This is a genomic window from Bacillus sp. AC266, from assembly GCF_979253805.1.
The window spans coordinates 1-25,855 of sequence record NZ_CEEDEC010000007.1 but is presented as its reverse complement, the minus strand read 5'-3'; the positions used below and the strand labels follow the sequence as shown (position 1 = coordinate 25,855).

The window sequence follows — 25,855 nt, the reverse complement described above, 5'->3', positions numbered from 1 at the left end:
GTGAAAATCGTGAAAGATGAACGTTTAATGATTGAGGGATTAAAACATATTAGATTGGCTTTCATCTTACAAAATGTCGTCATACTAGGCATTGTTTTTTACCGTTACGTCTTGCAAGGGGCAGGGTATGAAAGTGTTTCGGATTTATTAATGGTATTTATGGGCGGGATAATAGTTATTAACTTTTTAAACTTAAAAAATTCAGTGGAAGTGTATGAGCATACAGGTGGAGTATCGCGTAGTTATTTCATGAAACTATTATTAATTCCAGTAGGGATTGTTATTGGACTGTTAGCTATTTGTATCATTGTAACACCAGGTATTTCGATAAAGGAAATTAGTATAACAGGACTTATTATGTTTGTTTGCTTTTTAATTCCTAGTTTGTTTATATACATATATATGAAAAAAATAAAAAGTGAAAATGAAATATAAGAAAAGCTTTCTGCAATATGCAGAAAGCTTTTCTTATATTTCATTATACATTACTTTATGTAGTCCTATTGGATCAATCTCGAAGATTTCACCATGCTCATGGAAGCCTAATCGTTTGTAATAATCCGCTACGGTAATTCGCGCATTACACCATAGAATATTTGCTTCGCGTTCTTGGAGGACTTGTTCAGCTTTACGGATTAAGGAGCTGCCAGCATGCTGGTTTCGGAAATTAGGTAATGTTGCCATTCCTCGTAGACGATAGTGGGTACCAGCTTGTAAATCAGGATGTATTTCTTTAGAGAAAGAGGCGATACTAACAAGTTCATCATATAAAAATGCACCTAAATGAAAGGCGTCTGTTTCGTAATCTGAATCGTATTTACAATCTTCTAATGATTGATTGGGGCGCAAAACCTTTTGACGTAATAAGTATGTTTCAGATGCATCAATATGTTTCACTGTAATCATAATATCATCCTTTCTTATAAGCCTTTTTCTATAAGTTGTAAGAAGAAATATGCGGGTGCAACGAGAAGTCCTAGTATGCTAGCTGTTCCGAGAAGGAGTGAAATTAAGAGACAAAAGTACTTAATTCTATTCGATTTTTTCCATCCGTAACTACAAATTTCAATGCTAATACCGATGAGAATAATGGCGACGAGTACTTCTGCTAATAATAAGAGAGCTAAAGTTGAAATAGACATAATGTGATTCATCCTCATAATATGTGATAGTAACATTTTACCATATGAAATTGAAAAAATGCCCCTCATTTATGTGAGGGGCATTTTCTATTCTAATATGTTTTTCATTGTATCAATATGTTCTTTTGAACCCGTTACAAGTAAAGTATCGCCATGCTGTAACTTCGTATCACCATGTGGTATTAATGCTTTATTACCACGGTAAATTTGAATGACAAGTACATCACCTAGAAACGGAAGGCGACGAAGTGCTAAGCCGTTATATTTATTACTTCGTAGTTCAACCTCACGCACCGTTTCATTTGCTGTTGTAATCAAGCGAACGAGACTCGGTTTATCAATAAGTGCACGTAATAAAATACGTGTAGAGTTAATAGTCGAGAATACAGCGATATGTTCTTGAGTCGCTTTTTCTTGTAGAAGGGGATCTTCTACACTTGCAATGACGTGTTCAACACCTAATTCTTTTGCGTGCTCTGCTAATAATAAGTTTTGTTCATCATCACTTGTCGCAACAACAACACGGTCTGCTTCGAAAGCTTGTTGCTCCATTAAAGATTGAATAGTAATCTCATCTAATTTTACAATAGGGAAGTCATGAGATTTCGCTTCCTCATCATTTATTTTATTTTGACGTATCATATATAGTGTTACGTCATAATCCTCACGTTTTAAATCAAGTGATAACGGAAGGGTAATTCTGCTTGCACCAATAATAGATACTTTCGGTTTTGGTGTTTCCACTTTTGGAAACATCTTTTTAAATAATATAGGTGCAAAAATACAAGTAATAACTGCACTTAAAATAAGAGATGCGGATAAACTTGGGCTAATGATGCCTAGCTTTTCACCGATTTGTGCAGCCGCAATAACTAAAGAAAGTGTTGATGTTAACAAAATAGCACTTCCGAGTACGATATTGCGTGGGTACCATTTTCGTAAGACGAGTGATGGCAACAGTTTTGAAATAAAGAGTCCCACAATTAGAATTGGGATCATTAGCATACTAGAAGGCTCGTTAAAAATAGACCATACTTCTAGATTTACACCAACCATTACGAAGAAAATAGGAATGAAGAAGCCATATCCGATGGAATCAAGTTTTTCAATCATATCTTCATTTGGTGATAATAAAGATACGAGTACACCTGCTAAAAAGGCTCCCAAAATATTTTCTGCCCCAACAGATTCAGATAATCCAACTAATATTAAGATGAGTGCAAAAACAGCTCGTGTATCAATTTGTACACTACCGGCTTTTAAGCTTTCTAGGTATGGAATATTTTTAAACCGTCTTGCGACAAAGTAAATTACAATACCAGCACCGAATAGAAGAAGTAGAAGCCACATGCTTTGGCCACTTTCGGAATTTAATCCGACGAATACAGCGAGTAAAATCATTGTAACTAAGTCTGCAATAACAGCGACTAATAAAATGATTTGCCCGATTGCGGTTTTTCCTAAGTTATTTTCTTTCAATGTTGGTACGACAACACCTAAAGAAATAGTTGAAATAATTAAAGTCATGAACATTGCATTGTCTACGAATCCTAGCCATACGAATATTAATGATAGGGCATAAGATAAAATGAAAATAAACAAGAAGATAATGCTTGCTGCTTGGAATGTGTTCGGTTCGTTTGTCGTATTCTTTTTCCCTTTTTGTTTAAAGATCGAAAAGTCAATTTCTAAACCACTTAAAAACATTAGGAAGATAAACCCTAGTGTTGATAAGACTTGAAGCCACATATCGGGCTCAATGATGTTAAATCCACTTTTACCTACAAAGATTCCTGCGATAATTTCTGCAACAACGACAGGAAGTGCTTTTAATTTAAAGCGCTGTAACAAAAGGGGAACGAAAAACGCGATTGCGACGACAACCATAAGTGATAGAACAGAAGAATGATGTTCCATTGCGTTCTCTCCCTTCAAATAAATATAGTAACTATTTAGCCATATAATAGGAAGAAAAGCAACGGATATGGTTTCGATTTCATAAAGAAAGAGTTTTCTTAACATTTGTCATAATAAGTATATTTTTCATGATTTTGTTGTTAATTCCGTAATGTGGATGTAATAGGGGGAGGGGATAAAGTGAAACTTTAATCAGTGGGGGTCTTACTGCTCGTTAATAGGGGATAAAAAAAGACTGCTGAGGAATCCCAGCAGTCTTTTCATGCAAATTACATTGAGAAGAAGATCCATACAGTAAGTCCAACTGTTGCAGTTGCAACGAAGAAACTGTATATCATTGTAAGAACTTGAATTCTTCCTTCTCCTTCTTTTAAGTGCATGAACATAATTAATTGTAATAACGCTTGCGCAACTGCCATTATGATGATAGTTGTTAATATCGTTGAAAGTGGCAGGTTTGTGTAAAGTGCCACGTATAACGCTAGAAACGTTAGTGCAAGCGATAAAATAAATCCGAAAACGTGTGACCATGGGAATCCGCTATGCCCATGCCCGTTTGCTTGGTTGTTATTTTGACCCATTTACGCCACCATCCCGTTCAAGTAAACTAGTGTGTAAATAAAGACCCAAACAAGATCAAGGAAATGCCAGTATAAGCTGATAATAAATACTTTACGAGCTGTAACTGGTGTTAAACCTCGTTTTAAAATTTGGATAATAACACAAGTTGCCCAGATGATACCACCTGTTACGTGGGCACCATGCGTTCCAAGAAGAACGAAGAATGCCGATAAGAAAGCACTTGTTTGAATCGTTGCACCTTCACCAACGTACAAAATGAATTCTTCAATTTCAAAGAATAGGAAGCCTGCACCTAAAAGTAAAGTCAGGATAAACCAAGCTAACATTCCTTTTTGATTGTGTTTACGCATTTCGTGAATTGCGATCCCACATGTAAAGCTACTTGTTAAAAGTAACAGTGTTTGAATTAAAAGTGTTTTAACTTCAAACAATTGCGCTGGTGTTGGGCCATCAGCCGTACGACCAGCAAGGACTAGATAAGAGGCGAAAAGTGTTGCGAACAGCATAATTTCAGCCCCAAGAAAAATCCAGAATCCTAGGATATTCAATCTGCTTTGCTCGGATTGATATTCCAAAGGTAAGCTTTTATCTAAAGCCGCCATGTCATTTCACCTCTCATGCTATATGTTCTGTTTCTTTAATTTCATCAACGCTTACGTAGTAGCCATCATCATAATCGAATGAACGATAGATTAAGCAACCTAAAATACCAATACCACCGATTGCTGCAATCCAGAACCAGCTAAATACTAATGCAAAACCTGCAAGACCGAAGAATAAAGACGCAATAATAGGCACACCAGAATTACTTGGCATGTGAATTGGTTTTAATTCATCTGCTGTTGGTGTAATTGTTTCTCCACGTTTTTTCATGAACCAGAAAGCATCAGCTTCTTTAATTTCAGGAAGTTTCGCGAAGTTGTAATGTTGTACAGGAGATTGAGTTGCCCATTCAAGTGTACGGCCGTCCCATGGATCTCCAGTTGTGTCACGCTCACCGTGACGTGCACTCCAAATTACGTTATAGCAAAGGATTAGGAAGCCAATAGCCATCATTACAGCACCAACAGATGCGATTTGGTTTAGCCAGCCCCATCCAAGACTTTCAGAGTAAGTGTACATACGACGAGTCATACCGTCTAAACCTAAGAAGTACATTGGGAAGAAACAGATGTTAAATCCGCTCATAAAGATCCAGAATGTCCATTTACCTAGGCGTTCATTTAACATATGACCTGTCATTTTTGGATACCAGTATGTGAATCCAGCAAGCATAGCGAATACTGTACCTGCGATTAATACGTAGTGGAAGTGAGCAATTAGGAAGTAGCTGTTATGGTATTGATAATCAGCTGCTGCCATTCCAAGCATAACCCCTGTAACTCCACCAACTACGAAGTTTGGAATAAATGCCAATGACCAAAGCATTGGAACTGTAAAACGGATACGTCCTTTATACAGTGTAAACAACCAGTTAAAGATCTTAACACCGGTTGGAATCGAAATCGCCATTGTCGAAATCGAGAAGAATGAGTTAACCGCTGGACCTGCACCCATAGTGAAGAAATGGTGAAGCCATACGACGAAACTTAGTAAAGAAATTGCAACCATCGAGTACACCATCGCACTGTAACCGAATAGACGTTTACGTGAGAATGTACTAATGATTTCAGAGAAAATACCGAATGCCGGTAAAATAACAATATATACTTCAGGGTGACCCCATACCCAGAACAAGTTGGCCCATAACATTGGCATACCGCCGCTCGCCATCGTAAAGAAGTGAGCATCGAATAGACGGTCAAATGTCATTAATGCAAGAGCAACTGTTAATACTGGGAAAGCGAAAATAATGATAATTGTTGTAATTAAGATTGACCAAGTAAACATTGGCATTCTCATTAATTTCATACCAGGTGTACGCATTTTTAAGATAGTAACAAGGAAGTTAATACCCGTCATCAGCGTACCCAGACCTGAAATCTGTAATGCAATTGCGTAGTAGTTATTTCCTACACCAGAAGTAAACTCTGTACCTGCCATTGGGAAGTAAGAAGTCCACCCAGCGTCTGGAGAACCACCGATTACGAAAGCGATGTTGAATAACATTGCTCCGACAAAGAATAACCAGAAACTTAAAGCATTTAAGAACGGATATGCAACGTCACGAGCACCAATTTGTAATGGTACTACAAGGTTCATTAATCCCATAACGAATGGCATTGCCATGAAAAGAATCATTACCGTACCATGTGTTGTAAAGATTCCGTTATAGTGTTCAGCGTTTAAATAAGTTGTTTCCGGGAATGTTAACTGGGCACGAATCATTAAACCATCCATACCACCACGGAATAACATTATAACGGCAGAGATAATATACATGGTCCCTATTTTTTTATGGTCAACAGTTGTCAACCACTCATCCCAAAGCCATCTCCATTTTTTGTACTTTGTTAGTACGAAAAGAATCGCTAATGTCACAAGAACGATAGAAGCGTCAGCTCCGTAAATAATCGGGTCACCTGTGACAAAAAATTCATCAAGCTTCACTGTGTTCACTCCAATCTGTTGGAATAATAGCTATTATTTTTTGTTTTTGTAGTAGTTGTAATCACAATATTCAAGTGATTTTGGATCTACATAACTTAAGTGGTGACTAGAGAACGTCATACGCCCCACTACACCAGGTTTAATAATTTCGTTATATTTCTTTTCTGATAATTTAGGGGCAGTTTCTTGTACTTCTTTTACCCACTTATCATACTTTTCTTTTGTTTTTGCTTCAACTTCGAATTCCATGTGAGTAAATCCTTCACCAGAGAAGTTCGAGCTACGACCTAGGTAAGAACCTGGTTTGTCAGCTTGTAAATATAAGTCCATGATCATGCCATCCATTGTATACTTCATACCACCAAGTTCTGGTACCCAGAAAGCATTCATTGGACCTACAGAAGTCAGTTTAAATTGAATTGGTACACCAGCTGGGATGTTTAAATAGTTAACGGTTTCAATTTTTTCCTCCGGGTAACTAAATAACCATTTCCAGTTTGCAGATGTAACATAAATTTCAACTGGTTTAATATGTTTGGACTCTTGCGGAACCTCTTCCGAAGCATAAGTTGCTTTAACTGTTGGAATCGATAATGCGATAACGATAATAACAGGAATAATTGTCCAAATGATTTCTAATAATGTGTTACCATGTTGATCAGGTGGCTCATAGTCCATATTCTCTGGTTTTTCACGATAACGAATCAAGATGACTGTAAACAAGATGAATACAATTGCGATAATTAATGACATAAGCAAGAATGACCAAACAATTAAATCATACTGTGCTTTTGCAACAGGTCCTTGCGGATTTAATACTGCGAGTTTTTTATCACAGCCACCGAGGAACAGAAGTAATGATAACGGAAGAAGCGAAGCCAACTTCCAAAATGCTTTCTTTAGTTGCACGATTGAAAATCTCCTTTCTCCTTGGATTGAAACTATGCCAATAAAACAATATAAACCTATTAATTTATAGATGGCAATAGTTTTTGTTATATTGTTAAAAAATAGACACAAATGCACGCTTTTTAAGGTGAATATCATTTGTAACTTGATAACATTGTAAACTATTTTCCAGATAAAAACGTGATTGTGGGAATTTTAAGATAAATAAAGTTATACCAACATACCCAATAAATAGAAAAAAATTATCTTATCATAAGGAAAAATACTGAATTTTTAATATATTCGGTTTGTTACCTAGGTTATATTTCTTTTTTGCTCAAATGTGACAACTTTCCGAAACTTTAACTCGGTATAAAATGTAACACATGATCATAAATGGAACCCAGCAATAAAGAGCAATTCTCTGATCTGGAATGAAAGCTAAACTAACAAATGTAAGGAAATTGAGTGAGAAAGCTACGATTGGAACTATTGGATAAAGTGGTGTGCGGTATTTTAATTCTGCTTGTTCTACTTGTTGATTCATATGTCCCTCCCCCCATATTTTTTTGTATGTTTTAACTAGATTTTATTCGGTACTTTTAATCATTAGTGGGGGTGAAAAACATACTTGGTTTATTTTGTTGTGAACTGAGTATGTAAAGGAAAAACTAACTATGACTAAATACCTTAGAATGTTTATTAACCTAGTGAAGGAAACGTGATTTTTTCACTGGGTTAATAATTTTGTTTTTTAGTAAAAAGTTCCGAAAAATTATAATTTTTTCTTTCTATTTCAAACAATCGGAATTTTAAAAAAGGTATTTGTGAATAATAATTCACAGAATCTTTCTAGCAAACTAGTAAGAAGAAAGGTACAATGATAGGAGTTGTGCCTTTAAAATAATTGATATAATGGAGTTTGGTTTATGATGAAAAAGTTAAAATATATTTTTATTTTCGGTATTATATTTGCTGTCGTGTTCTTTTTCGAGAAAGATAAAATTATGAAAAAGGCACAAGAATTTCGGTTAGACCTGTTCTCTGAGATGAAAGAAAGTGCAATGATTACAGAGGTTCCGTTTATTAGACAGTTACCTGAATTACCTAGAGGTTGTGAAGTGACAAGTTTAACTATGCTACTACAACATAAAGGTGTACAAGTAGATAAGATGCAACTTGCTAGTGAAATTCATCGCGTTCCATTTAAACAAGATGGTTTGCATGGAAATCCGTATGAGGGATTCGTTGGAAATATTTACACGAAAGCTGAGCCGGGATACGGTGTATATAATCAACCGATTTTTAATTTAGCAGAAAAGTATGTTCCTGAAAAAGTAATTAATTTAACAGGTAGAGACGTGCAAGATCTATATAAAGTAATTAGTTCTGGTTCTCCAGTATGGGTAATTATTAATACAACGTTTAAACCATTAGCCGAAAGTAGTTTTGAAACATGGAATACGAGTTCAGGTAAAGTGAAAATTACATATTATGAGCATAGTGTTGTAGTAATTGGATATGATCAAAACTTTGTATACGTAAATGATCCTCTTGCAAACAATCCACGAAAAGCTGTTCCTCGTGCTGAATTTGAAAAGGCATGGGAGCAAATGGGGAAACAAGCAATTACTATTTTATAAAATGAAAAGTCATCTTGAGATGGCTTTTTCTTTTTGAATATTCATTATAGAAAATTCTGAAAATTCTTTCAGAAGTTAACGATTCACGCTATAATAACATTTAACTTGGTAAAGAAGGGGAGAAGAGAAATGGATGTCGCAAAGGAACTTGTTTTATCAAAGAATCAGTTGATTGAGTGGAGAAGGCATTTTCATAAGTATCCAGAGTTATCTTTTCAAGAGGAAAAAACATCTCAATTTGTATTCGACATACTTCGGGAAATCCCATATTTAGAAGTCTCAAGGCCTACTAAATATAGTGTAATGGCAAGGTTAATTGGTAGGCAGCCTGGTAAAACTATCGCGGTTCGTGCTGATATGGATGCTCTTCCTATTCATGAAGAAAATAAGTTTGATTTTATTTCTATATATCCAGGTGTGATGCATGCGTGTGGTCACGACGGTCACATGGCAATATTGCTTGGTGTAGTACATAAGTTGGTAGAGGAAAGAGAGAAAGTTAAAGGAGAGATTCGCTTTTTATTTCAACATGCAGAAGAAAACTTTCCGGGCGGTGCAGAGGAAATGGTCGCAGCGGGAGTGATGACTGGTGTGGATTACATTATTGGTGCTCATCTTTGGGCGTCATTAGAGGTTGGAAAAGTAGGTGTAATTTATGGTCCTGCGATGGCGGCGCCGGACGTTTTTAAAATTACGATAGAGGGAAAAGGTGGGCATGCTGGAATTCCGCATGAAACAGTTGATAGTATCGCCATTGGTGCGCAAGTAGTTTCGCAAATTCAGCAAATTGTATCTCGCCTCACGAATCCGTTAGATTCTCTCGTAGTATCTGTTACGCAATTTCATTCTGGGACAACTCATAATGTTATCCCGGAACAAGCGGAGATTGAAGGGACAGTGAGAAGTTTAAGGCATGAATTAAGAGAAGAAACAAAGAAGAAGCTTGAAAGGATTGTAAAACATATTACAGAATCCTACGATGCTAAGTATACATTTTCTTATGAATATGGATATCGCCCAGTTGTGAACGATTATGAAGTTACAGAGCTTATTGAACATACAGCATTACAGCTGTATGGAAGAGAAAGAGTTGTTCGTTTACAGCCAACGATGGCAGGGGAAGATTTTTCAGCATTTTTACAAAAGGCACCAGGGACGTTCTTTTTTATAGGGGCAGGAAATGAAGAGAAGGGAATTATATATCCGCATCATCACCCTCGTTTTACAATTGACGAAGACGCATTACCAATTGGAGTGGAAGTCTTTGTATCATCTATTATGAATTTTATAAGTAAAGGAGAATGAGATGAAAAAAATACACGTGCTAGCACTTATTCCAGTTCTTTGTTTAGTAGTTGGACCAGTATTTGCAAATTCGGTCACTCCTTACGTATGGGGGATGCCATTTTTATTATTTTGGGTACTATTATCAGTGCTCATTACGTCTCTTTGTATGGGGCTTGTGTACGTATTCGATCCTGCTAATAAGGGGGACGTAAAATGACTGCATTATTTATCATTATTATATTTTTGTTTCTCGCACTATTTTTAGGAATTCGGGCACAACATGGAAAAGATATGAATTTAGAACAATGGTCAGTTGGAGGAAGAGGATTTGGAACCATTTTCGTTTTTCTCCTTATGGCAGGGGAAATTTATACGACGTTCACATTTTTAGGAGGAAGTGGCTGGGCTTATAGTAAAGGAGCCCCTACATTTTATATTTTAGGGTATGGTGCATTAGCTTATATTTTATCGTATTTCTTATTGCCTCCAATTTGGAAGTATGCAAAAGAACATAACCTCATTTCACAATCAGATTTCTTTGCGAAGAAATATAGGAGTAAGACGCTTGGGGTAATTGTTTCAATTATTGGTGTTATTTCGATTATCCCGTATCTTGTTTTGCAATTAAAGGGATTAGGAATTATCGTTTCGGAGGCTTCCTATGGAAGAGTGACACCTGTTATTGCGGTATGGATTGGTGCTATTGTTATAACTATTTATGTAATGGTTTCAGGTATACATGGATCGGCTTGGACAGCTGCTTTGAAGGACATTATGATACTATTTATCGTTATGTTTTTAGGTATATATTTACCGTATCACTATTACGGAGGATTTCAACCGATGTTTGAAGCTGTAGAAGCTGCAAAACCAGGTTTTTTATCTTTACCTGAAAAGGGAATGAGTATTTCTTGGTTTGTTTCTACTATTATATTAACGGCTCTCGGTTTTTATATGTGGCCTCATACATTTGCCTCAGCTTTCTCAGCGAAAAGTGAAAAAGTATTTAGGAAAAATGCAGCAATTATGCCTCTCTATTCTTTAGTTTTGCTTTTTGTGTTCTTTGCAGGTTTTGCTGCTATCTTGCAAGTTCCAGGGTTAAAGGGAGCGGATGTAGACCTTTCATTATTCCGTCTTGCTCTTCAAACTTTTGATCCATGGTTTATTGGTAGTGCGGGGGTATTAACAGCACTAGTTCCCGGTTCCATGCTTGTTATGGCCGCTTCTACATTATTAGCAAAAAATATTTACCGAACAATGGTGCCATCTGCTTCAGATAGACAAGTTGCAAAAGTAGCTAAGTTATTTGTACCTGTTGTAACGCTTGTTGCAGTATTGTTTACATTTAAAGGGGGAGAAACGATAGGTGCTCTTCTTTTAATGGGATACAGTATAGTTACGCAACTTTTCCCTGCACTTGTATGTAGTTTGTTTCCACGTCAAATTATTACGAAGCAAGGAGCGATTGCAGGAATGGGGATTGGGTTGTTAATTGTCGCATATATTACCTTATCTGGTTCAACTATAGCTACGATGTTTCCAAGTTTTCCGCAATATATAAAAGATTTAAATGTAGGTATAGTCGCATTGTTAATGAATATGATTGTGATGTTTATCGTTAGTGGATTCACAAGAAATGTATCTGTAAAGACCGACAATATAATAGTAGAAAAGTAATTCGTATGTTAGAGCTATCTTCGAAAAGAGATAGCTCTTTTTTGTATATATTTTCTTCTATTAGCGGAATCTAACTAAAAACTTGTTGAAAAGGAAGTTAGGTGGGGAAATTGTTAGAGCTAAAAGGTAACTTGTTTGAAGTTATGAAGGAAATTAGAGATGAGTTAGGTTCACCTAATGATTTAACAATTAGAGAAGTTGCTCTTGCTGGTAGTTTTACACGTTGTGCGGTTGTTTTCTTATGTGGATTGACAGATAAGGATAATGTTTATAAATATGTAGTTCGTACACTTCAATATGAAGAAATACCAAATGAAGCAGCTGTGGTTCAGATATTATTGGATCGTTTTATTTCTATTGCAGAAGTCGGTATGAAGACGACTTTTCCAGATATTATAAATGCGGTTTTAGCAGGAGATACAGTCATATTAATTGATAATATTCAAACGGCTATTGTTGTTAATAGTAGAGCTTGGGAAAAAAGAAGTCTAGAGCCTCCAGTGACAGAAGATTTAATACGTGGACCGAGAGTTGGATTAAATGAAGATATTAATGTGAACAAAATGTTAATTCGTCGTGGTTTACGTGATCCGAAGTTACGGTTTCAATCTTATATTATGGGGAAGCGATCGCAGAAAGAAGTAACCCTAGTATATATAGAGGATATTATTAACCCTTACATCGTAAACGAGCTAGATCGGCGTCTTCAATCAATAGTGACAGATGTCATTTTTGAGACAGGAACGATTGAACAATTAATTCAAGATAATAATTTATCGCCGTTTCCGCAGTTTTTAAATACAGAAAGACCAGATAATATAGTGGCTGCATTGGCGAAAGGGAAAGCGGCCATTTTAGTAGATGGGTCACCATTTGCTCTTATAGCTCCACTAGTGTTTGTTGATATTTTTCAATCTGTAGAAGATCATTATGAGCGTTGGGTAATTGGAACGTTATTAAGAATATTACGTATGGGATCAGGTATCGCTGCTGTTTTATTACCTGCCATGTACGTAGCGCTTGTATCGTATCATCAAGGGCTTATTCCATCTAAACTAGCTTATTCCATTGCGGGAGCGAGAGAAGGGGTACCGTTTCCTGCTTATATAGAAACGTTAATGATGGCATTAACGATGGAATTAATACGAGAAGCCGGGATTAGGCTTCCGAAACCGATGGGACAAACAATTGGCATCGTAGGCGGTCTTGTAATTGGAGAAGCGGCAGTAAATGCGGGGATTGTAAATCCGTTTTTAGTAATTATTATTGCGGTTACCGCAATTGCTACATTTTCACTTCCTGTATATAGTATTACGATTACATTTCGAATTTTACTTTTCGTCTTCGTGTTAGCTGCAACTGCTTTTGGGTTATACGGAATCATTTTAGCTCTTATTGCACTGGCGATCCATATTACAAATTTAAAGAGTGTTGGGGTACCGTATACAACACCTATTGCTCCTGCTTTTTATAAAGATTGGGAAGAAGAATTGGTTCGCCTACCAAAATCAATGTTAAAAGAGAGACCAGAATATTTACAAACGAAAGACTCTACACTACGTCCAAAGGAGCGAGAGTAATTGAAACCATTTGAATATGGGGATGAAGAAATTGGATCTCGGGAACTTGGTTTTGCGGTATCGTCAACAATTATCGGTATAGGTGCATTATCTATGCCTCGAGATATTGCTGACCAAACTTTATTTTCGGATGGTTGGATTATTTTGCTTTTGGGTGGATTGATATGTGCGGTTTTAGGTTGGTTTGTAACGAGGATAGCTATTTTATTCCCAAAACAAAACTTTGTTCAATATACAAGTGCACATTTGACGAAGCCTGTTGCATACACAATTAGTAGCATTTTAGTATTAACATTTGCAGCTTTGACAGCATATGAATCGCGAATGATTGCGGTTATTTCACAAACATATTTATTTAGTGATACACCAATACAGCTATTGTCTTTCTTCTTCTTATTAGTTGTTATTTATGGAGTAGCAGGATCGAGAGCGGCTTTAGTAAGGTTAAATGTTCTATTCTTACCTATCGTGTTCATTGCGATAGTGTTGCTTTCTTTATTGAATGTGAATTTAATGGAAATAAACAATTTACTACCAGCTTTTCAAACGAACGCAAGTCAATATGCTGTAGGAGTTAAAAATTCTATTTTCACATTTATCGGATTTGAGGTAGCTCTGTTTTATGCTGTGATGTTGAACGATAAGACAGCGAAAAAAGCGCCAATGGCAGTTGCAAAAGCAGTGATGGTAAATGTGCTGTCATACATTTTAATTTATGTAACTTGTATTAGCGTTTTTTCGTATATGACAACCCGTGGATTGACGTATCCAACAATTGAATTGGGTAAAGAAATTGAAATTGGTGGAGGTTTTTTAGAAAGATTTGATGCCATTTTTTTTACTACTTGGATTATTACTATTTATAACACTACAGCAATGTATTATGACGTCGCATCTTTATTATTTTGTGCTATGTTTCCGAAAGTGAAGAAACATATTTTCATTTTTGTAAGTGCCCCGATTATTTTTATGGCGAATATGATACCTAGTAATTTGAAAAAATTGTCAAGTTATGGGACTTATTTAGCTTGGATAGATATGGGGTTTGTCGTGCTAGCGCCTTTGTTAGTTTTTATTGTATATAAAATAAAAAGAAGGAATGGTAGAAATGAAACACCTTCTTAAAATTATAATGGTTATGGTTTTAGCTGGATCTATAAGTGGGTGCTCTGAGCTAGAAGAAATAGAAGAAAGAGGATTTGTAGTAGGCGCAGCTTACGATATTGTGAAGGAAAAGAAATCGAATCCAATTATGAAAGGGACGTATCAGATGGTACTTCCCAGTAAGTTAGCGCAACAAGGTGGCCAAGGCGGTGGAGATAGTGAAAATTATATTAATGTTAGTGCGAAAGCAGATAGTGTCTTTGAGCAAATACGAATTATTGCTAAAAAAATTAGTCGCTCACTATTCTTTCCGCATATACAAGTGATAATTTTTTCTAAAGATTTACTAGCGAATCCATATGTTTTACAAAATACGTTAGATGTATATATTCGTGATCACGAGATGAGAAGAAATATTCGTTTGTTCGTTTCTAAGAAAAATGCAGAAGCTATTTTAAAGCAGAGTGCCAAGCCTGAGAACTTACCGGCACAGTATATTGATATGTTAGCTGAGCATCCTCCGAAAAATGCTCAAATGATTGAAGCTGCAAGAATTGGTGAGGTACAGCAAAAAATGATTGCTAACCAAAGTTTCGTATTACCTATTCTCGAACTAACAAAGCAGGGGGTACAAATGAACGGGGCAGCGTTGTTTCGTGGAAAAGATAATAAGTGTGTGGGCAGTTTGAATGGAGAAGAAACATTAGGAATGAATTATGTAATAGGTAAAAAAATTGGAGGGTTCTATACTATCCGTAAACAAGGTCAGCTTGTTACATACGAAATTCATAAGATGCACCGAAAGATTAAAGTATCTACGGAAAATGCTACAAAACCGAAGTTTGATATCCATTTATCTTTGGAAGGGACCTTAGCAGAGTTGCATTTTAGTGATCATAAACAAATTATGAATGAAAAGCGATTAAAGAAAACCATTGCGGAGGAAATGGAGAAGCGTATCCAAAAATCGATTAAGCTTGTTCAAACAAAATATAAGGTAGATGTATTAGCGTTAGGAGAAGTATATAAGCGGCATAATTATAAAGAATGGAAGAAGATAGATGAAAATTGGGATCAAGGTGAAAATTATTTTAGTAATGCTGAGGTTACTGTTCATGTTCATCCGACAATTGAGCATTCAGGTTCAGCTTTACCGAAGAGAGTGAAATAAGGTGATTTAAGTTGTTTACTGGACTAGGAATTAGTTGCACGATATTAATGGCGATTCTTCCGGGAGCCATATACTCCATTCATAAAAAAATCACAACATATGGAGCTCAGCCGTGGAAAGAAAAAAAGAAACCTGAATAATTTCAGGTTTCTTTCGCGCAAAGCATATGTGAAGGGGGATACCTTCTATGTATGCTTTGTTTTTTATACAAGTCCTAACCAATGTACCAATTGTGTAGAGAGGAATGTAACAACAATTGCGATAACAGTAGGGATTGCGAACGATAAGAATGTCCATTTTGCACTTTTTGTTTCTTTATATATGTTAACTAGTGTTGTTCCACACGGGAAATGAAGGAGTGAGAACAACATTGTGTTTAAAGCTGTTAACCAAGTCCAACCATTTTCTAAGAATAGATTTTTAATTTGATTAAAATCATCTATTTCAGTTAAAGCGCCAGTTGATAAGTAAGACATTAATAAAATCGGGATGACAATTTCATTAGCTGGTAGCCCAAGAATGAATGCAGCTAGAATAAAGCCGTCAAGTCCTAACATTTTAGCGAATGGATCTAGGAAGTTTACAAAATACATAAGTAAGCTTGTGTCACCGATGAAAATATTAGCAAGTAACCAAGTTAATGCAGCTGCAGGGGCAGCTACAACTACAGCTCGTTTTAAAACATATATTGATTTATCGAGTGTTGCGCGTACAATTGTATTCCAAACTTTTGGCTTACGGTACGGTGGTAACTCAAGTGTGTAGTGAGTCGGAACACCTTTTAAAGCTGTTTTTGATAGTACCCAAGAAACGGTTAATGTCATAATGACACCAATTACAACCATTCCAACTACAACGCCAGCAGTAACAAGTGTTTGCATACTACCTGTATAACCAGCAGCCATAAATAGTGAAGCCATTAAAATCAACATAGGCCAGCGCCCATTACATGGAACGAAGTTGTTTGTTAAGATTGCAAGCATACGTTCACGTGGTGATTCAATAATACGTGTTGACATAATGGCAGCTGCATTACAACCGAATCCCATTGCCATTGTTAAAGATTGCTTGCCATGTGCACCAGATCGTTTGAATAAGCGGTCCATGTTAAATGCGACACGTGGTAAATATCCGTAGTTTTCTAATAGTGCGAACATAGGGAAAAAGATTGCCATAGGTGGTAACATAACGCTTATAACAGCACTGGTACCGCGGAATAAACCAAGTATTAAAATGCCATGTAACCATTCAGGTGCATGCGCTGCTTGGAACCAAGATGTTAAATATCCTTCTACCCAGCCAAAGAACTTAGCGATCATATCAGAAGGTACGTTAGCGCCTGCAATTGTAAGATAAAAAACAATAGATAAAATACCGAGCATAATTGGGAATCCCCAGATTGGAGATGTGAAAATTTTATCTAGTTTTTCAGAACGATACAATTTATCGGTATTTGTATATTGGACAGCTTCTTTACATATACTTGCGGAGGTTCGATAAATATCTCCGACAATATCATCTCGTATATCTTCTTTTGAAAGTGTTTGTGCATGTTGAACAATATAGTCCAGCGGAAGAGCTTTACTGGCTGAGTGAGATTCCATTTATTACGACCTCCCTTACAAGTGGTTCGTTATGATGTTTTTGAAGTGCAGTTAAGAAATTTTTATCTCCATCTAAAATACGTAACGCAATCCAACGTGCTGGATACGTATTGCCGAACACTTTATAAATTTGTGGTTCTAATTCTTGAATCATATTTTCGATTTTTTCATTATAAGTAATTTTAATTGGTGTTGGAATGAGTTTTTTATTTGCTACTTTAGCGATGACATTTAGCAAATGACCAATGCCTACTCGGTTGCGAGCAGAAATCTTCACTACAGGTACACCGAGTGATTTTGCTAATTTCTTTTCGTCAATAATGATTCCTTTTTTCTCCGCTTCATCAATTAAGTTAATACAAATGACCACATCGTTTGTCATTTCCATCACTTGGAGTGCTAAATTTAAATTTCTTTCCATTGCAGTTGCATCTATAACAACTACAGTTACTTCTGGTTTTTCAAATATAATATAATCTCGTGCTACTTCTTCATCTGCCGAATTTGAATACAGTGAGTAAGTTCCAGGTAAATCTATTATTGTATATATATTTCCGCCATGCTTATATTCCCCTTCAGCCTTTAAAACAGTTTTCCCCGTCCAGTTTCCAGTATGTTGTTTTAAGCCTGTTAAAGTATTAAATAATGTACTTTTCCCGGTATTCGGGTTACCAGCTAACGCAATGCGATGGTTACTCATCTGAAATCATCTCCTATTAATACCCCGAAAATAAGGGAGCTTTCTTCACTACGCAGTGCAATAGTTGTGTTGCTTACTTGATAAGCGACTGGGTCTCCAAGTGGGCTGCGTTGTAATACTTTAATTGTCGCTCCAGGAAAAAAGCCTAAATCTAATAAACGTCGTTTCATAGTTCCTTCTAATTGTATCTTCTCAATTTGTACAAATTCCCCTGTTCTGAATTCGGAAAGGGGTTTAGTATTAGCCGATACCATAAAAGTTACCTCATCTCTATATTTTTAGTTTTAGTTTAAAAAGTTTCCTTAGGTAAACTTTTTGATACTAATATAGTAGACTACATTTAATGATGCTGTCAATTAGTACTTTAAAAATATTCAAATATTTTTAGAATTGTTCCAATTTATTTAGTTGTACCGAAAAATATTACTGGAATTCTTCTTAAAGTAAGAGTGTAAAAGCTTAAAAATATAGGGGAATTGTAAATGTAGTTTTAACCTAAAGGGAAAAATACAGAAAATCATTTACATTGAATTTACATTGTTAAGATTAAATTTACAATACTACGTGTTTAGTGTGGGTTTTGTTGGCTTTTTCAACTGTAAATGTTGGAATGTCTAGCTTTTAGGGGATGTTATCTCTATTTACTTAAACTTAAAAATTGCTTAACACTCACATAATATTGTTGTCCTACAATGAATTTGTGTTCGAAAGAAGATGAATTCGAAAAGTGATAATCCAAATGGGGGTACAAGACATGGTTATGAAAAAGGGTATTAAATTTTCTTTAGCGGCTTTAGTTGTTGCAGGTGCATTAGTTGGATGTGGAAAAGCAGAAAGTACGGATAATAAGGAAGCTGCTAAAGGTAGCGATGCAAAACAAGAATTATCAGGTACGATTGCAGCGGCTGGCTCTACAGCTCTTCAACCTCTTGCGGAGGAAGCTGGAAAGAAATTCATGGAGAAAAATTCAAAAGTTTCTATTCAAGTTCAAGGTGGCGGTAGTGGAACTGGGATTAACCAAGTAGCATCTGGTGCGGTACAAATTGGTAACTCAGATGTTCCAGCTGGAGATAAAATAAAAGATGCTGAAAAAGCAAAAGAATTAGTAGATAACAAAGTTGCGGGTATCGCATTCGCACTTGTCGTAAATAAAGATGTAAAAGTTGATAACTTAACAGTAAAACAAGTGCAAGATATCTTCACTGGAAAAGTAACGAACTGGAAAGAAGTAGGCGGAAAAGATGAAAAAATCAATGTAATTAACCGACCGGCTTCATCTGGTACACGTGCTACTTTTGAAAAGACAGTGATGAAAGACGCGAAGATTAATGATGGAACTGGTACAACACAAGATTCTAATGGTGCTGTAGAGCAAGCGATTAACTCTACTCCAGGTTCAGTTAGTTACTTAGCAATGTCTTACATGGTTGGTGAGAAAAAAGGTGCGTTACAAACGGTTAAAATTGATGGATCTGAACCGAAAGTTGAAAACATCTCTGCTGGTAAATATCCATTCTGGTCTTACGAGTACATGGTAACTAAAGGTGAGGCAAAAGAAGCGACAAAAGCTTACATTGATTATGTAAAAGGTAAAGATTTCGAAAAACAAGTAGAAGATATGGGTTACATCCCAATGTCTAAATTAGATAAGTAATAAAATTTTATGGGGCTGGCTGCAAGGCCAGTCCTGTTCAATGCAATCTATGAAGTGGGGTCTGTCCTGTGATGAAGGGGAAAAAACAAATTAATTACGTAAAGAGTGAATATATAGGTAGATCACTTGTTACGTTTTGCGGTATCTTTATTGTTTTTATTACATTAGCTATTATTGCGTTTATTTGCGGCAAAGGCATTCAATCTTTCACGCAAAGTGGTATCTCATTTTCTGAGGTGTTAACTTCGATGAAATGGAATCCAAATGCTGATCAAGGTACGTATGGTGCTGTCATCTTTATTGTCGGTTCGACGCTTGTGTCGTTAGGTGCTGTTGTCATTAGTGCACCAATTGCTATAGCTCTTGCTATATTCATGAATTTAATTTCGCCGAAGTTTGGGAATAAAGTATTAAAGCCTGTTTTAGAATTATTAGTTGGTATTCCATCAGTTGTATACGGATTATTAGGGGTTACGATCTTGGTTCCTCTATTACGGGATTCGTTCGGTGGAGTGGGATTTAGTTTAATTGCGGGTATTATTGTCCTGAGTATTATGATTTTACCTACTATTGCTAGTATTGCCTCTGATGCAATACGCTCTGTTCCGTTTGATTACTTGGAAGCTTCTTACGGTCTAGGATCGACGAAATGGCAAGCGATTAGCCGAGTTATTGTTCCTGCTGCAAAACAAGGAATTTTAACAGGTATAGTTTTAGGGTTAGCGCGTGCTTTTGGTGAAGCGTTAGCGGTTCAAATGGTAATCGGGAACACGATTAAATTACCGGAAGGAATATATAGTCCAACAGCAACGTTAACAGGTATTCTGACAATGGATATGACGAATACATTGAACGGAACAGCTTGGAACAATGCGCTATGGACGTTAGCAATGATTTTACTTGTTATTTCATTCCTGTTTATTTTAGTAATTCGAGCGATTGGTCAAAGAGGTGAGCGATAATAATGAATGCAAGAACGGTAAATAAAGTTTGGACAGGTATCTTTTATGGGGTTGCAGCTTTAGTTGTAGCTTTGCTAGCTTTTTTAATGTATGAAATTCTGCAAAAGGGATGGGGATTTTGGGATCCTAGTTTCTTATTCGGAGAACCAAGCAATACAAGAGCTGGTGGGGGAATTGGTCCACAGTTATTCAACTCTTTCTACATGCTTGTTATAACACTTATTATATCTATTCCTCTTGGACTAGGGGCTGGAATATATTTAGCGGAGTATGCAAAACAAGGTCGTTTTTTAAGTTTTGTTCGTTTATGTATTGAAACAATGGCGTCTTTACCTTCTATTGTTGTTGGACTATTTGGCTTATTAGTATTTGTTACCATGACAGGCTGGGGATATACAGTAATGGGTGGAGCTCTTGCTTTAACTATTTTGAATTTACCTGGTTTAACACGTGTTTGTGAAAATGCGATTTCTGAAGTTCCTCATAATGTAAAAGAGGCGAGTCTTGGACTAGGTGCAACGAAATGGCAAACAATTGCCCGCATCATTATCCCGTCTTCGTTACCACAAATCATTACAGGTATTATTTTAGCGGCAGGCCGTATATTCGGTGAAGCTGCGGCGTTAATTTATACAGCGGGTTTAACATCACCTATTTTAAATTCAGCAGCGGACTTCTCGAGCCCCTCGCATCCTTTAAATCCATTTAGACCAGCTGAAACGTTAGCTGTTCACATTTGGAAATTAAACTCTGAAGGGATTATCCCGGATGCGAAGTTAATTGCAACAAAATCTGCAGCTGTATTAATTATTATGGTATTACTCTTTAATATCATTTCTCGTTTCGTAGCATCTGTATTACACAAGCGTTTTACAGGAGCGAAAAAAAGTCGTAAAACGACGAAGAAGGTAAAAGCGGCATAAGTTGAAGATGAAAACTCTCTGTTTATAAAACAGGGAGTTTTTTTACGGTCATTTTGTTGCTGGAAGGAAAAGAAGGAGAGTTGTTGAATAGGTAATTTGATATGTGGATATTCGGATGAAAATAGGGAGGGGTTTGAAGGTGTTTTTTCTGCAAATGTCGGGATTTCCTGGATCAGGGAAGTCGACTCTTTCTAAGTATATCGCTAAGTTAACAGGTGCTGTTATTGTAGATCATGACGTCGTGAAATCAGCTTTATTAAAATCATTAAAGGCAAAAGGTGTTGAACCAACAGTGGTTGGGGGAGTCTCCTATGATATTGAGTGGAAACTGATCGATTTTTTGTTGGAGCAAGAGCACAGTGTGATATTAGATAGTCCATGTCTCTATGAAGGGATGGTTAAAAAAGGAATAGATTTATGTCAGAAACATGGTGCTACATATAAATATATTGAATGTTATCTTAATAATATAGAAGAAATTAATCGTAGGTTACAAACGCGTGAACGTAAGATAAGTCAAATTACAAAAGTAGAATCAGAGGTAGCATTTAAAAAATGTCTGGCTGGCAGTAAAAGGCCTTTACATGGTGAATATCTTATTGTGGATTCTGGAGAACCGCTAGAGAAGTATGGTAAAAAAGTGATGGATTATATTATGGATAGATAGAGGGATAAAAAAGGCGTTATCTTCATAATTGAAGATAACGCCTTTTGGTTTAAATATCAGGTGTTTCTGTAGAAGTGCTTATTTTTCTGCGGGAGCGTCTTTTTCTCCCGATTTTATCTAATAGTTCATACATAACGGGAACGACTACTAATGTAAGAACGGTTGAGACTGCCAAACCACCGATTACAACGACGGCCAGACTTTTCGATACCATACTTCCTGCTTGAGATTGCCCGAAGAGGAGTGGTAGCATAGCGACGATTGTTGTTATAGCTGTCATAATAATTGGGCGTAATCTAGTAGATCCTGCTTCTAGTAAGGCTTCTCTAGTTTCCATACCGTTTTCCCGATTTTGTTGCACTCTTTCTATTAATACAATAGCATTTGTAACGACAATCCCGATTAACATTAATGCGCCGATTAATGAATTTACGTCAACAGGTGTTCTGGAAATGATTAATCCTAAAATACCGCCGACAGCAGCTAATGGTAAAGAGAATAAAATTGCGAAAGGAGCGCGTGCTTGCCCGAATGTGATAACCATAATTAAATATACAATCCCGATTGCGATCCCCATAATTTTGAATAAATCTGTGAAGTTCTCTTGCATAGATTCAGTAGCACCTGCGATATTTACTTTTGCTCCGGTAGGTAAATCTAAGTCGGCTATAGCTTTGTTTACTTCTGCGCTTACTTTACTTAAATCTTCACTTGAAGCTTCTGCAGTAATTTGAATCGTTTCTTTCCCGTCTTTATGGAAGATTTCCGTTTGAAGTTGTTTTTCTGAAATAGTTGCAATGTCTTTTAAAGGAATTGGTCCGTTAATAGGTGATAGTATGTTTGTGTTTAAAATATCTTCTTGTTTGTTAACGGATGCCTTTTTATGTTCTATCATAATAGTTGTTTTTTCATTATTGATTGAGATTTCCCCAATAGGAGATTTCTTCATAAGGAATGATACTTGTTGTGCTGCTAATTCTGGTGTTAAACCTAGTTGCTCAGCCTTTGTTTGATCGATATGAATTTGCCATTCTTTTTTAGATTCTTCTATATTTGTTTTTACTTTAGAGAGATCGTCCATACCTTTTAGTTTTGTTTCAACGATGTTAGCGGCCTTTTTTAAATTTGTTTCGTTAGTAGCGGTTACGTTAAATTGTAAGTTGTTTCCGCCTCCGGAATCAGAGTAACTCGTCTTTATATAATCAAGTTCAGCTGGTTCGAAAGCTGTATGATCCTTTTTTAATTCTTTAATATATTGGTCGAGGTCAGATCCTTTTTTAAAGACTACAAATATAGTTGCAAGATTGTTTTGAGTTGTCTGTCCCCATTGTGCATCTTCTGCGCTAGATCCCATTCGCAAAATAACATCTGTTACATCAGAATTAGAGAGGAGTTTCTTTTCGAAATCAAAGGCTTTTTGTTTTTTAGCTTCAGAATCATAATCACCTGGAAATGTCATGTTAACGGAAAGCATTGTATCGTCTTCAGACTTTATGTTCGCTTTCGGAAGTAGTATGTAGGCTGCAATTGATCCTGCAAATAATAAAAAAGAAGTGAGTAGAATGATAAACTTATGAGAAAGAGCCCACTTTAATGTAGTGACATATCGCGGTGAAGAATGTGAATTGCGACGTTTTGTTTTTTTGAGCAGTAAAAAAGCCATAAGTGGAACGACTGTTAATGCCACAATTAAGGAAGACAGTATAGAATACACAACTGCTAACACCATAGGTAACATTAGTTTTCCGATTACTCCCGATACGAGACCGATAGGTAAAAAAACGGCGACTGTCGTTAAAGTAGAAGAGGTAATTGCGACGGCGACCTCTTTTGTTGCATCGAGAATAATATCTTTAGAGAAAGATTCTTTTTGTAAACGACGGAAAATATTCTCGATGACAACGATACTATCATCGACGAGACGTCCAACTGCAACGGCTAAGCCACCAAGAGTTAGAATGTTAAGTGTGATGTTAGATTGATGGAGTAAAAATAGTGTTAATAAAATAGATAATGGAATACTAACGACAGCGATGAGTGTTGTTCGGAAGTTGCGTAAAAAGATTAAGATAATGAGAGTTGCAGCAATTGCCCCAAGGATTACTTCTTTTCCCATACTAGTAACAGCATTTTCAACTTGCTCATGAGTTGAAGCTAAAAGTTTAATAGAGAATTGATCTTTATATTGCTTGCTTATATCTTTAATCTTTTTATCAATCTCTTTTCCGATTGCAACCGCATTTTTACTCGGCTCTTTCATGATGATTAATCCTGTTCCTTCTTCCCCGTTTATGTGCGAGATTGTATCGTAATGTTGTTTTAATTCAATTTGAGCAACATCTTGTAATTTTACTTGAGGTGTAACGGTGATATTTTTTATGTCATTTACATTTTTTATATCCCCGATGACACGAAGATTGTATTCTGCCTTATTAACGGTAATTGCTCCGGCTGGAGTGGAAGTTTCTTTTCCTTGTAAAACTGTTAATACTTGCTGTGATGTTACATTTTTATCTTTTAGTTGGTTAGGATCAAGTACGATGGATAATTCGGAAGTTGATTTTCCGAAAAACATAACATTGGCAACACCATCAATGCTTTCGAGTTGTGGTACGATTTCTTTCTCAATTTGTTTTTCGTCAGCTTTTGAAAATCCGTTTTGCTTCTGGATGGTAATTTGAGCGAGTGGAATCATAGAAGTGTTTAATTGACTAACAACAGGTTTAGTTACATCTTTAGGTAATTTAATCGTATTAATTGTTTTTTCGACTTCGCGTGCCGCGTCTTTCATATTTGCCTTGGATGTATATGCAATGTCGATGCGTGATAATCCTTCATGTGTGGAAGAAGTGATGCCATCGATATGTTCTAAATTACGAAATTGTTTTTCAAGGGGATCAGTTACGTCCTTGGTCATCGTTTCAGCATCGAGCCCTTGAGATAATGTCGTAACAGTTATTGCAGGGTTATCGATGCTTGGTAAAAATTCCATAGGTAATTTAGAGCCGGAATAAACACCGAGTATGGAAATGAGAAAAACCATGATAATAATAGCGGCTCGGTTTTTTAATGAAAATTTTGTTAACCTATCCATAAAATAATTCCTCCATTAGTTTATTTATAGTTTTGTGGGCGCTTTCTTACTATATAACAAAAATTGGATATCTTTCATTAATTAAATGTAAAAAAATTCTAACAATAATCTTAATTTAATATTTCGAGGGGAAGTTTGTTATTTGTGGAAGCAAAATTCCTGATTGGAGAGAAAAATCAGGAATTAAAGTTTTGTTCTAGTATAGTGGCCTCGTTTTTTGTTACTCTACATTTAAATGATTATTTGTCCTTCTTAAGCAGAACTATAGTAATTATAAAATTAAAAAAGGAGAAGACTATAGGTTAGGAAGTTATTGTGAAATACTGCCTGGTTGATGATAGTGTATAGTAACTTGTATACAATCAAAATGAATGTTTTTAGTAGAAAGGATAAGGGTTCTTTCTATAGAAGAAAGTAGGATAGATAACTTTTTGTATTTTTTTATAAAAAATACTTGTTATTTAAAAACCATGATGGTATATTAATAAACGTCGCTGATGCGGAAACGCAGAAAACGACAAAAAAGAAATTCAAAAACATAGTTGACATCGAAAAATGAAGATGTTAATATGATGAAGTCGCTTTTGAAGCGGCAGACAAGTTCTTTGAAAACTGAACGAAACAAACAACGTGAACGTCAATTTTTATTTTTAGATGCTAGACAAACTAACTTTATTGGAGAGTTTGATCCTGGCTCAGGATGAACGCTG

24 protein-coding genes and 1 pseudogene are annotated in these 25,855 nt (G+C 36.1%); 13 read left to right on the top strand and 12 right to left on the bottom strand.

Translation table 11 applies throughout. From position 1 onward, the window contains the following. Positions 1-435 (top strand): hypothetical protein, encoded by a 435-nt coding sequence (locus tag AC0IXC_RS24150; RefSeq protein ID WP_016101797.1) that lies wholly within the window; start codon positions 1-3, stop codon positions 433-435. 33 nt (positions 436-468) lie between these two features. Here the strand turns inward: AC0IXC_RS24150 and AC0IXC_RS24145 are convergent, their stop codons facing one another. From AC0IXC_RS24145 to AC0IXC_RS24110, 8 genes and pseudogenes are all read right to left on the bottom strand, one after another. Continuing rightward, the gene (locus tag AC0IXC_RS24145; protein WP_471653492.1) at positions 469-906 is read right to left on the bottom strand and encodes a GNAT family N-acetyltransferase; all 438 of its coding nucleotides are present in this window, start codon (positions 904-906) and stop codon (positions 469-471) included. 14 nt (positions 907-920) lie between these two features. Next, positions 921-1,211 (bottom strand): DUF4022 family protein, encoded by a 291-nt coding sequence (locus tag AC0IXC_RS24140; RefSeq protein ID WP_033708800.1) that lies wholly within the window; start codon positions 1,209-1,211, stop codon positions 921-923. 18 nt (positions 1,212-1,229) lie between these two features. Beyond that, complete coding sequence (locus AC0IXC_RS24135; protein ID WP_044444514.1) at positions 1,230-3,059, bottom strand: monovalent cation:proton antiporter family protein; 1,830 nt, start codon at positions 3,057-3,059, stop codon at positions 1,230-1,232. Positions 3,060-3,328: 269 nt separating this feature from the next. Then, on the bottom strand, positions 3,329-3,640 hold the full coding sequence (gene qoxD / locus AC0IXC_RS24130; RefSeq protein ID WP_002029843.1) for a cytochrome aa3 quinol oxidase subunit IV: 312 nt from the start codon (positions 3,638-3,640) through the stop codon (positions 3,329-3,331). Next, positions 3,641-4,243 carry a cytochrome aa3 quinol oxidase subunit III gene (gene qoxC / locus AC0IXC_RS24125; RefSeq protein WP_002029841.1) on the bottom strand — a complete coding sequence of 201 codons (603 nt, stop codon included), beginning with the start codon at positions 4,241-4,243 and terminating at the stop codon, positions 3,641-3,643. Positions 4,244-4,256: 13 nt separating this feature from the next. Then, the gene (gene qoxB, locus AC0IXC_RS24120; protein ID WP_002063826.1) at positions 4,257-6,191 is read right to left on the bottom strand and encodes a cytochrome aa3 quinol oxidase subunit I; all 1,935 of its coding nucleotides are present in this window, start codon (positions 6,189-6,191) and stop codon (positions 4,257-4,259) included. 33 nt (positions 6,192-6,224) lie between these two features. Beyond that, a complete protein-coding gene (locus AC0IXC_RS24115; protein WP_002010605.1) occupies positions 6,225-7,100 on the bottom strand; it encodes a cytochrome aa3 quinol oxidase subunit II in 876 nt (291 codons plus the stop codon). Between the two features lie 294 nt (positions 7,101-7,394). Then, positions 7,395-7,602, bottom strand: a pseudogene (locus tag AC0IXC_RS24110) (amino acid permease); the annotation flags it as partial. Between the two features lie 409 nt (positions 7,603-8,011). On the opposite strand from AC0IXC_RS24110, the gene AC0IXC_RS24105 reads away from it, so the two are divergent. The 7 genes from AC0IXC_RS24105 (at position 8,012) to AC0IXC_RS24075 (ending at position 15,541) form a co-directional block, all read left to right on the top strand. Next, positions 8,012-8,722, top strand: coding sequence for a C39 family peptidase (locus AC0IXC_RS24105; protein WP_033708232.1), 711 nt, complete (start codon positions 8,012-8,014; stop codon positions 8,720-8,722). 129 nt (positions 8,723-8,851) lie between these two features. Continuing rightward, complete coding sequence (locus AC0IXC_RS24100) at positions 8,852-10,027, top strand: amidohydrolase (protein ID WP_326997146.1); 1,176 nt, start codon at positions 8,852-8,854, stop codon at positions 10,025-10,027. 1 nt (position 10,028) lies between these two features. Then, entirely contained in the window at positions 10,029-10,226 is a 198-nt protein-coding gene (locus AC0IXC_RS24095) for a DUF3311 domain-containing protein (RefSeq protein ID WP_002029838.1), read from the top strand. Continuing rightward, a complete protein-coding gene (locus tag AC0IXC_RS24090) occupies positions 10,223-11,686 on the top strand; it encodes a sodium:solute symporter family protein (protein ID WP_471653491.1) in 1,464 nt (487 codons plus the stop codon). Before AC0IXC_RS24095 ends, AC0IXC_RS24090 begins: the two co-directional genes overlap by 4 nt. 101 nt (positions 11,687-11,787) lie before the next feature. Continuing rightward, positions 11,788-13,266 carry a spore germination protein GerLA gene (gene gerLA / locus AC0IXC_RS24085; protein ID WP_080019353.1) on the top strand — a complete coding sequence of 493 codons (1,479 nt, stop codon included), beginning with the start codon at positions 11,788-11,790 and terminating at the stop codon, positions 13,264-13,266. Continuing rightward, a complete protein-coding gene (gene gerLB / locus AC0IXC_RS24080; RefSeq protein WP_471653490.1) occupies positions 13,267-14,391 on the top strand; it encodes a spore germination protein GerLB in 1,125 nt (374 codons plus the stop codon). Next, the gene (locus tag AC0IXC_RS24075; RefSeq protein WP_471653489.1) at positions 14,375-15,541 is read left to right on the top strand and encodes a Ger(x)C family spore germination protein; all 1,167 of its coding nucleotides are present in this window, start codon (positions 14,375-14,377) and stop codon (positions 15,539-15,541) included. The genes gerLB and AC0IXC_RS24075 overlap by 17 nt, the downstream gene beginning before the upstream one ends. A gap of 203 nt (positions 15,542-15,744) precedes the next feature. Here the strand turns inward: AC0IXC_RS24075 and AC0IXC_RS24070 are convergent, their stop codons facing one another. From AC0IXC_RS24070 to AC0IXC_RS24060, 3 genes are read right to left on the bottom strand one after another with little or no spacing between them, the layout of a single operon-like run. After that, positions 15,745-17,145, bottom strand: a complete 1,401-nt coding sequence (locus tag AC0IXC_RS24070) for a nucleoside recognition domain-containing protein (protein WP_131247887.1) — start codon at positions 17,143-17,145, stop codon at positions 15,745-15,747. Beyond that, positions 17,123-17,845, bottom strand: a complete 723-nt coding sequence (locus AC0IXC_RS24065) for a FeoB small GTPase domain-containing protein (protein ID WP_002090874.1) — start codon at positions 17,843-17,845, stop codon at positions 17,123-17,125. Before AC0IXC_RS24065 ends, AC0IXC_RS24070 begins: the two co-directional genes overlap by 23 nt. Beyond that, entirely contained in the window at positions 17,842-18,099 is a 258-nt protein-coding gene (locus AC0IXC_RS24060) for a FeoA family protein (protein ID WP_002090873.1), read from the bottom strand. Before AC0IXC_RS24060 ends, AC0IXC_RS24065 begins: the two co-directional genes overlap by 4 nt. Before the next feature lie 500 nt (positions 18,100-18,599). Between AC0IXC_RS24060 and AC0IXC_RS24055 the strand changes: the two genes are divergently transcribed. From AC0IXC_RS24055 to AC0IXC_RS24040, 4 genes are all read left to right on the top strand, one after another. Beyond that, entirely contained in the window at positions 18,600-19,499 is a 900-nt protein-coding gene (locus AC0IXC_RS24055) for a phosphate ABC transporter substrate-binding protein PstS family protein (RefSeq protein WP_002167124.1), read from the top strand. A 71-nt stretch (positions 19,500-19,570) separates the two neighbouring features. After that, entirely contained in the window at positions 19,571-20,461 is an 891-nt protein-coding gene (pstC, locus tag AC0IXC_RS24050) for a phosphate ABC transporter permease subunit PstC (protein WP_016101789.1), read from the top strand. 2 nt (positions 20,462-20,463) lie between these two features. Further along, complete coding sequence (pstA, locus tag AC0IXC_RS24045; protein WP_002010630.1) at positions 20,464-21,384, top strand: phosphate ABC transporter permease PstA; 921 nt, start codon at positions 20,464-20,466, stop codon at positions 21,382-21,384. A gap of 139 nt (positions 21,385-21,523) precedes the next feature. Further along, positions 21,524-22,051: a P-loop nucleotide/nucleoside kinase family protein gene (locus tag AC0IXC_RS24040; RefSeq protein WP_471653488.1), complete on the top strand. Its 528-nt coding sequence runs from the start codon at positions 21,524-21,526 to the stop codon at positions 22,049-22,051. Positions 22,052-22,100: 49 nt separating this feature from the next. Here the strand turns inward: AC0IXC_RS24040 and AC0IXC_RS24035 are convergent, their stop codons facing one another. Then, the gene (locus AC0IXC_RS24035; protein WP_471653487.1) at positions 22,101-25,145 is read right to left on the bottom strand and encodes an efflux RND transporter permease subunit; all 3,045 of its coding nucleotides are present in this window, start codon (positions 25,143-25,145) and stop codon (positions 22,101-22,103) included. 569 nt (positions 25,146-25,714) lie between these two features. On the opposite strand from AC0IXC_RS24035, the gene AC0IXC_RS24030 reads away from it, so the two are divergent. Then, the gene (locus AC0IXC_RS24030) at positions 25,715-25,849 is read left to right on the top strand and encodes a hypothetical protein (RefSeq protein WP_274605602.1); all 135 of its coding nucleotides are present in this window, start codon (positions 25,715-25,717) and stop codon (positions 25,847-25,849) included. Positions 25,850-25,855: the final 6 nt, after the last annotated feature.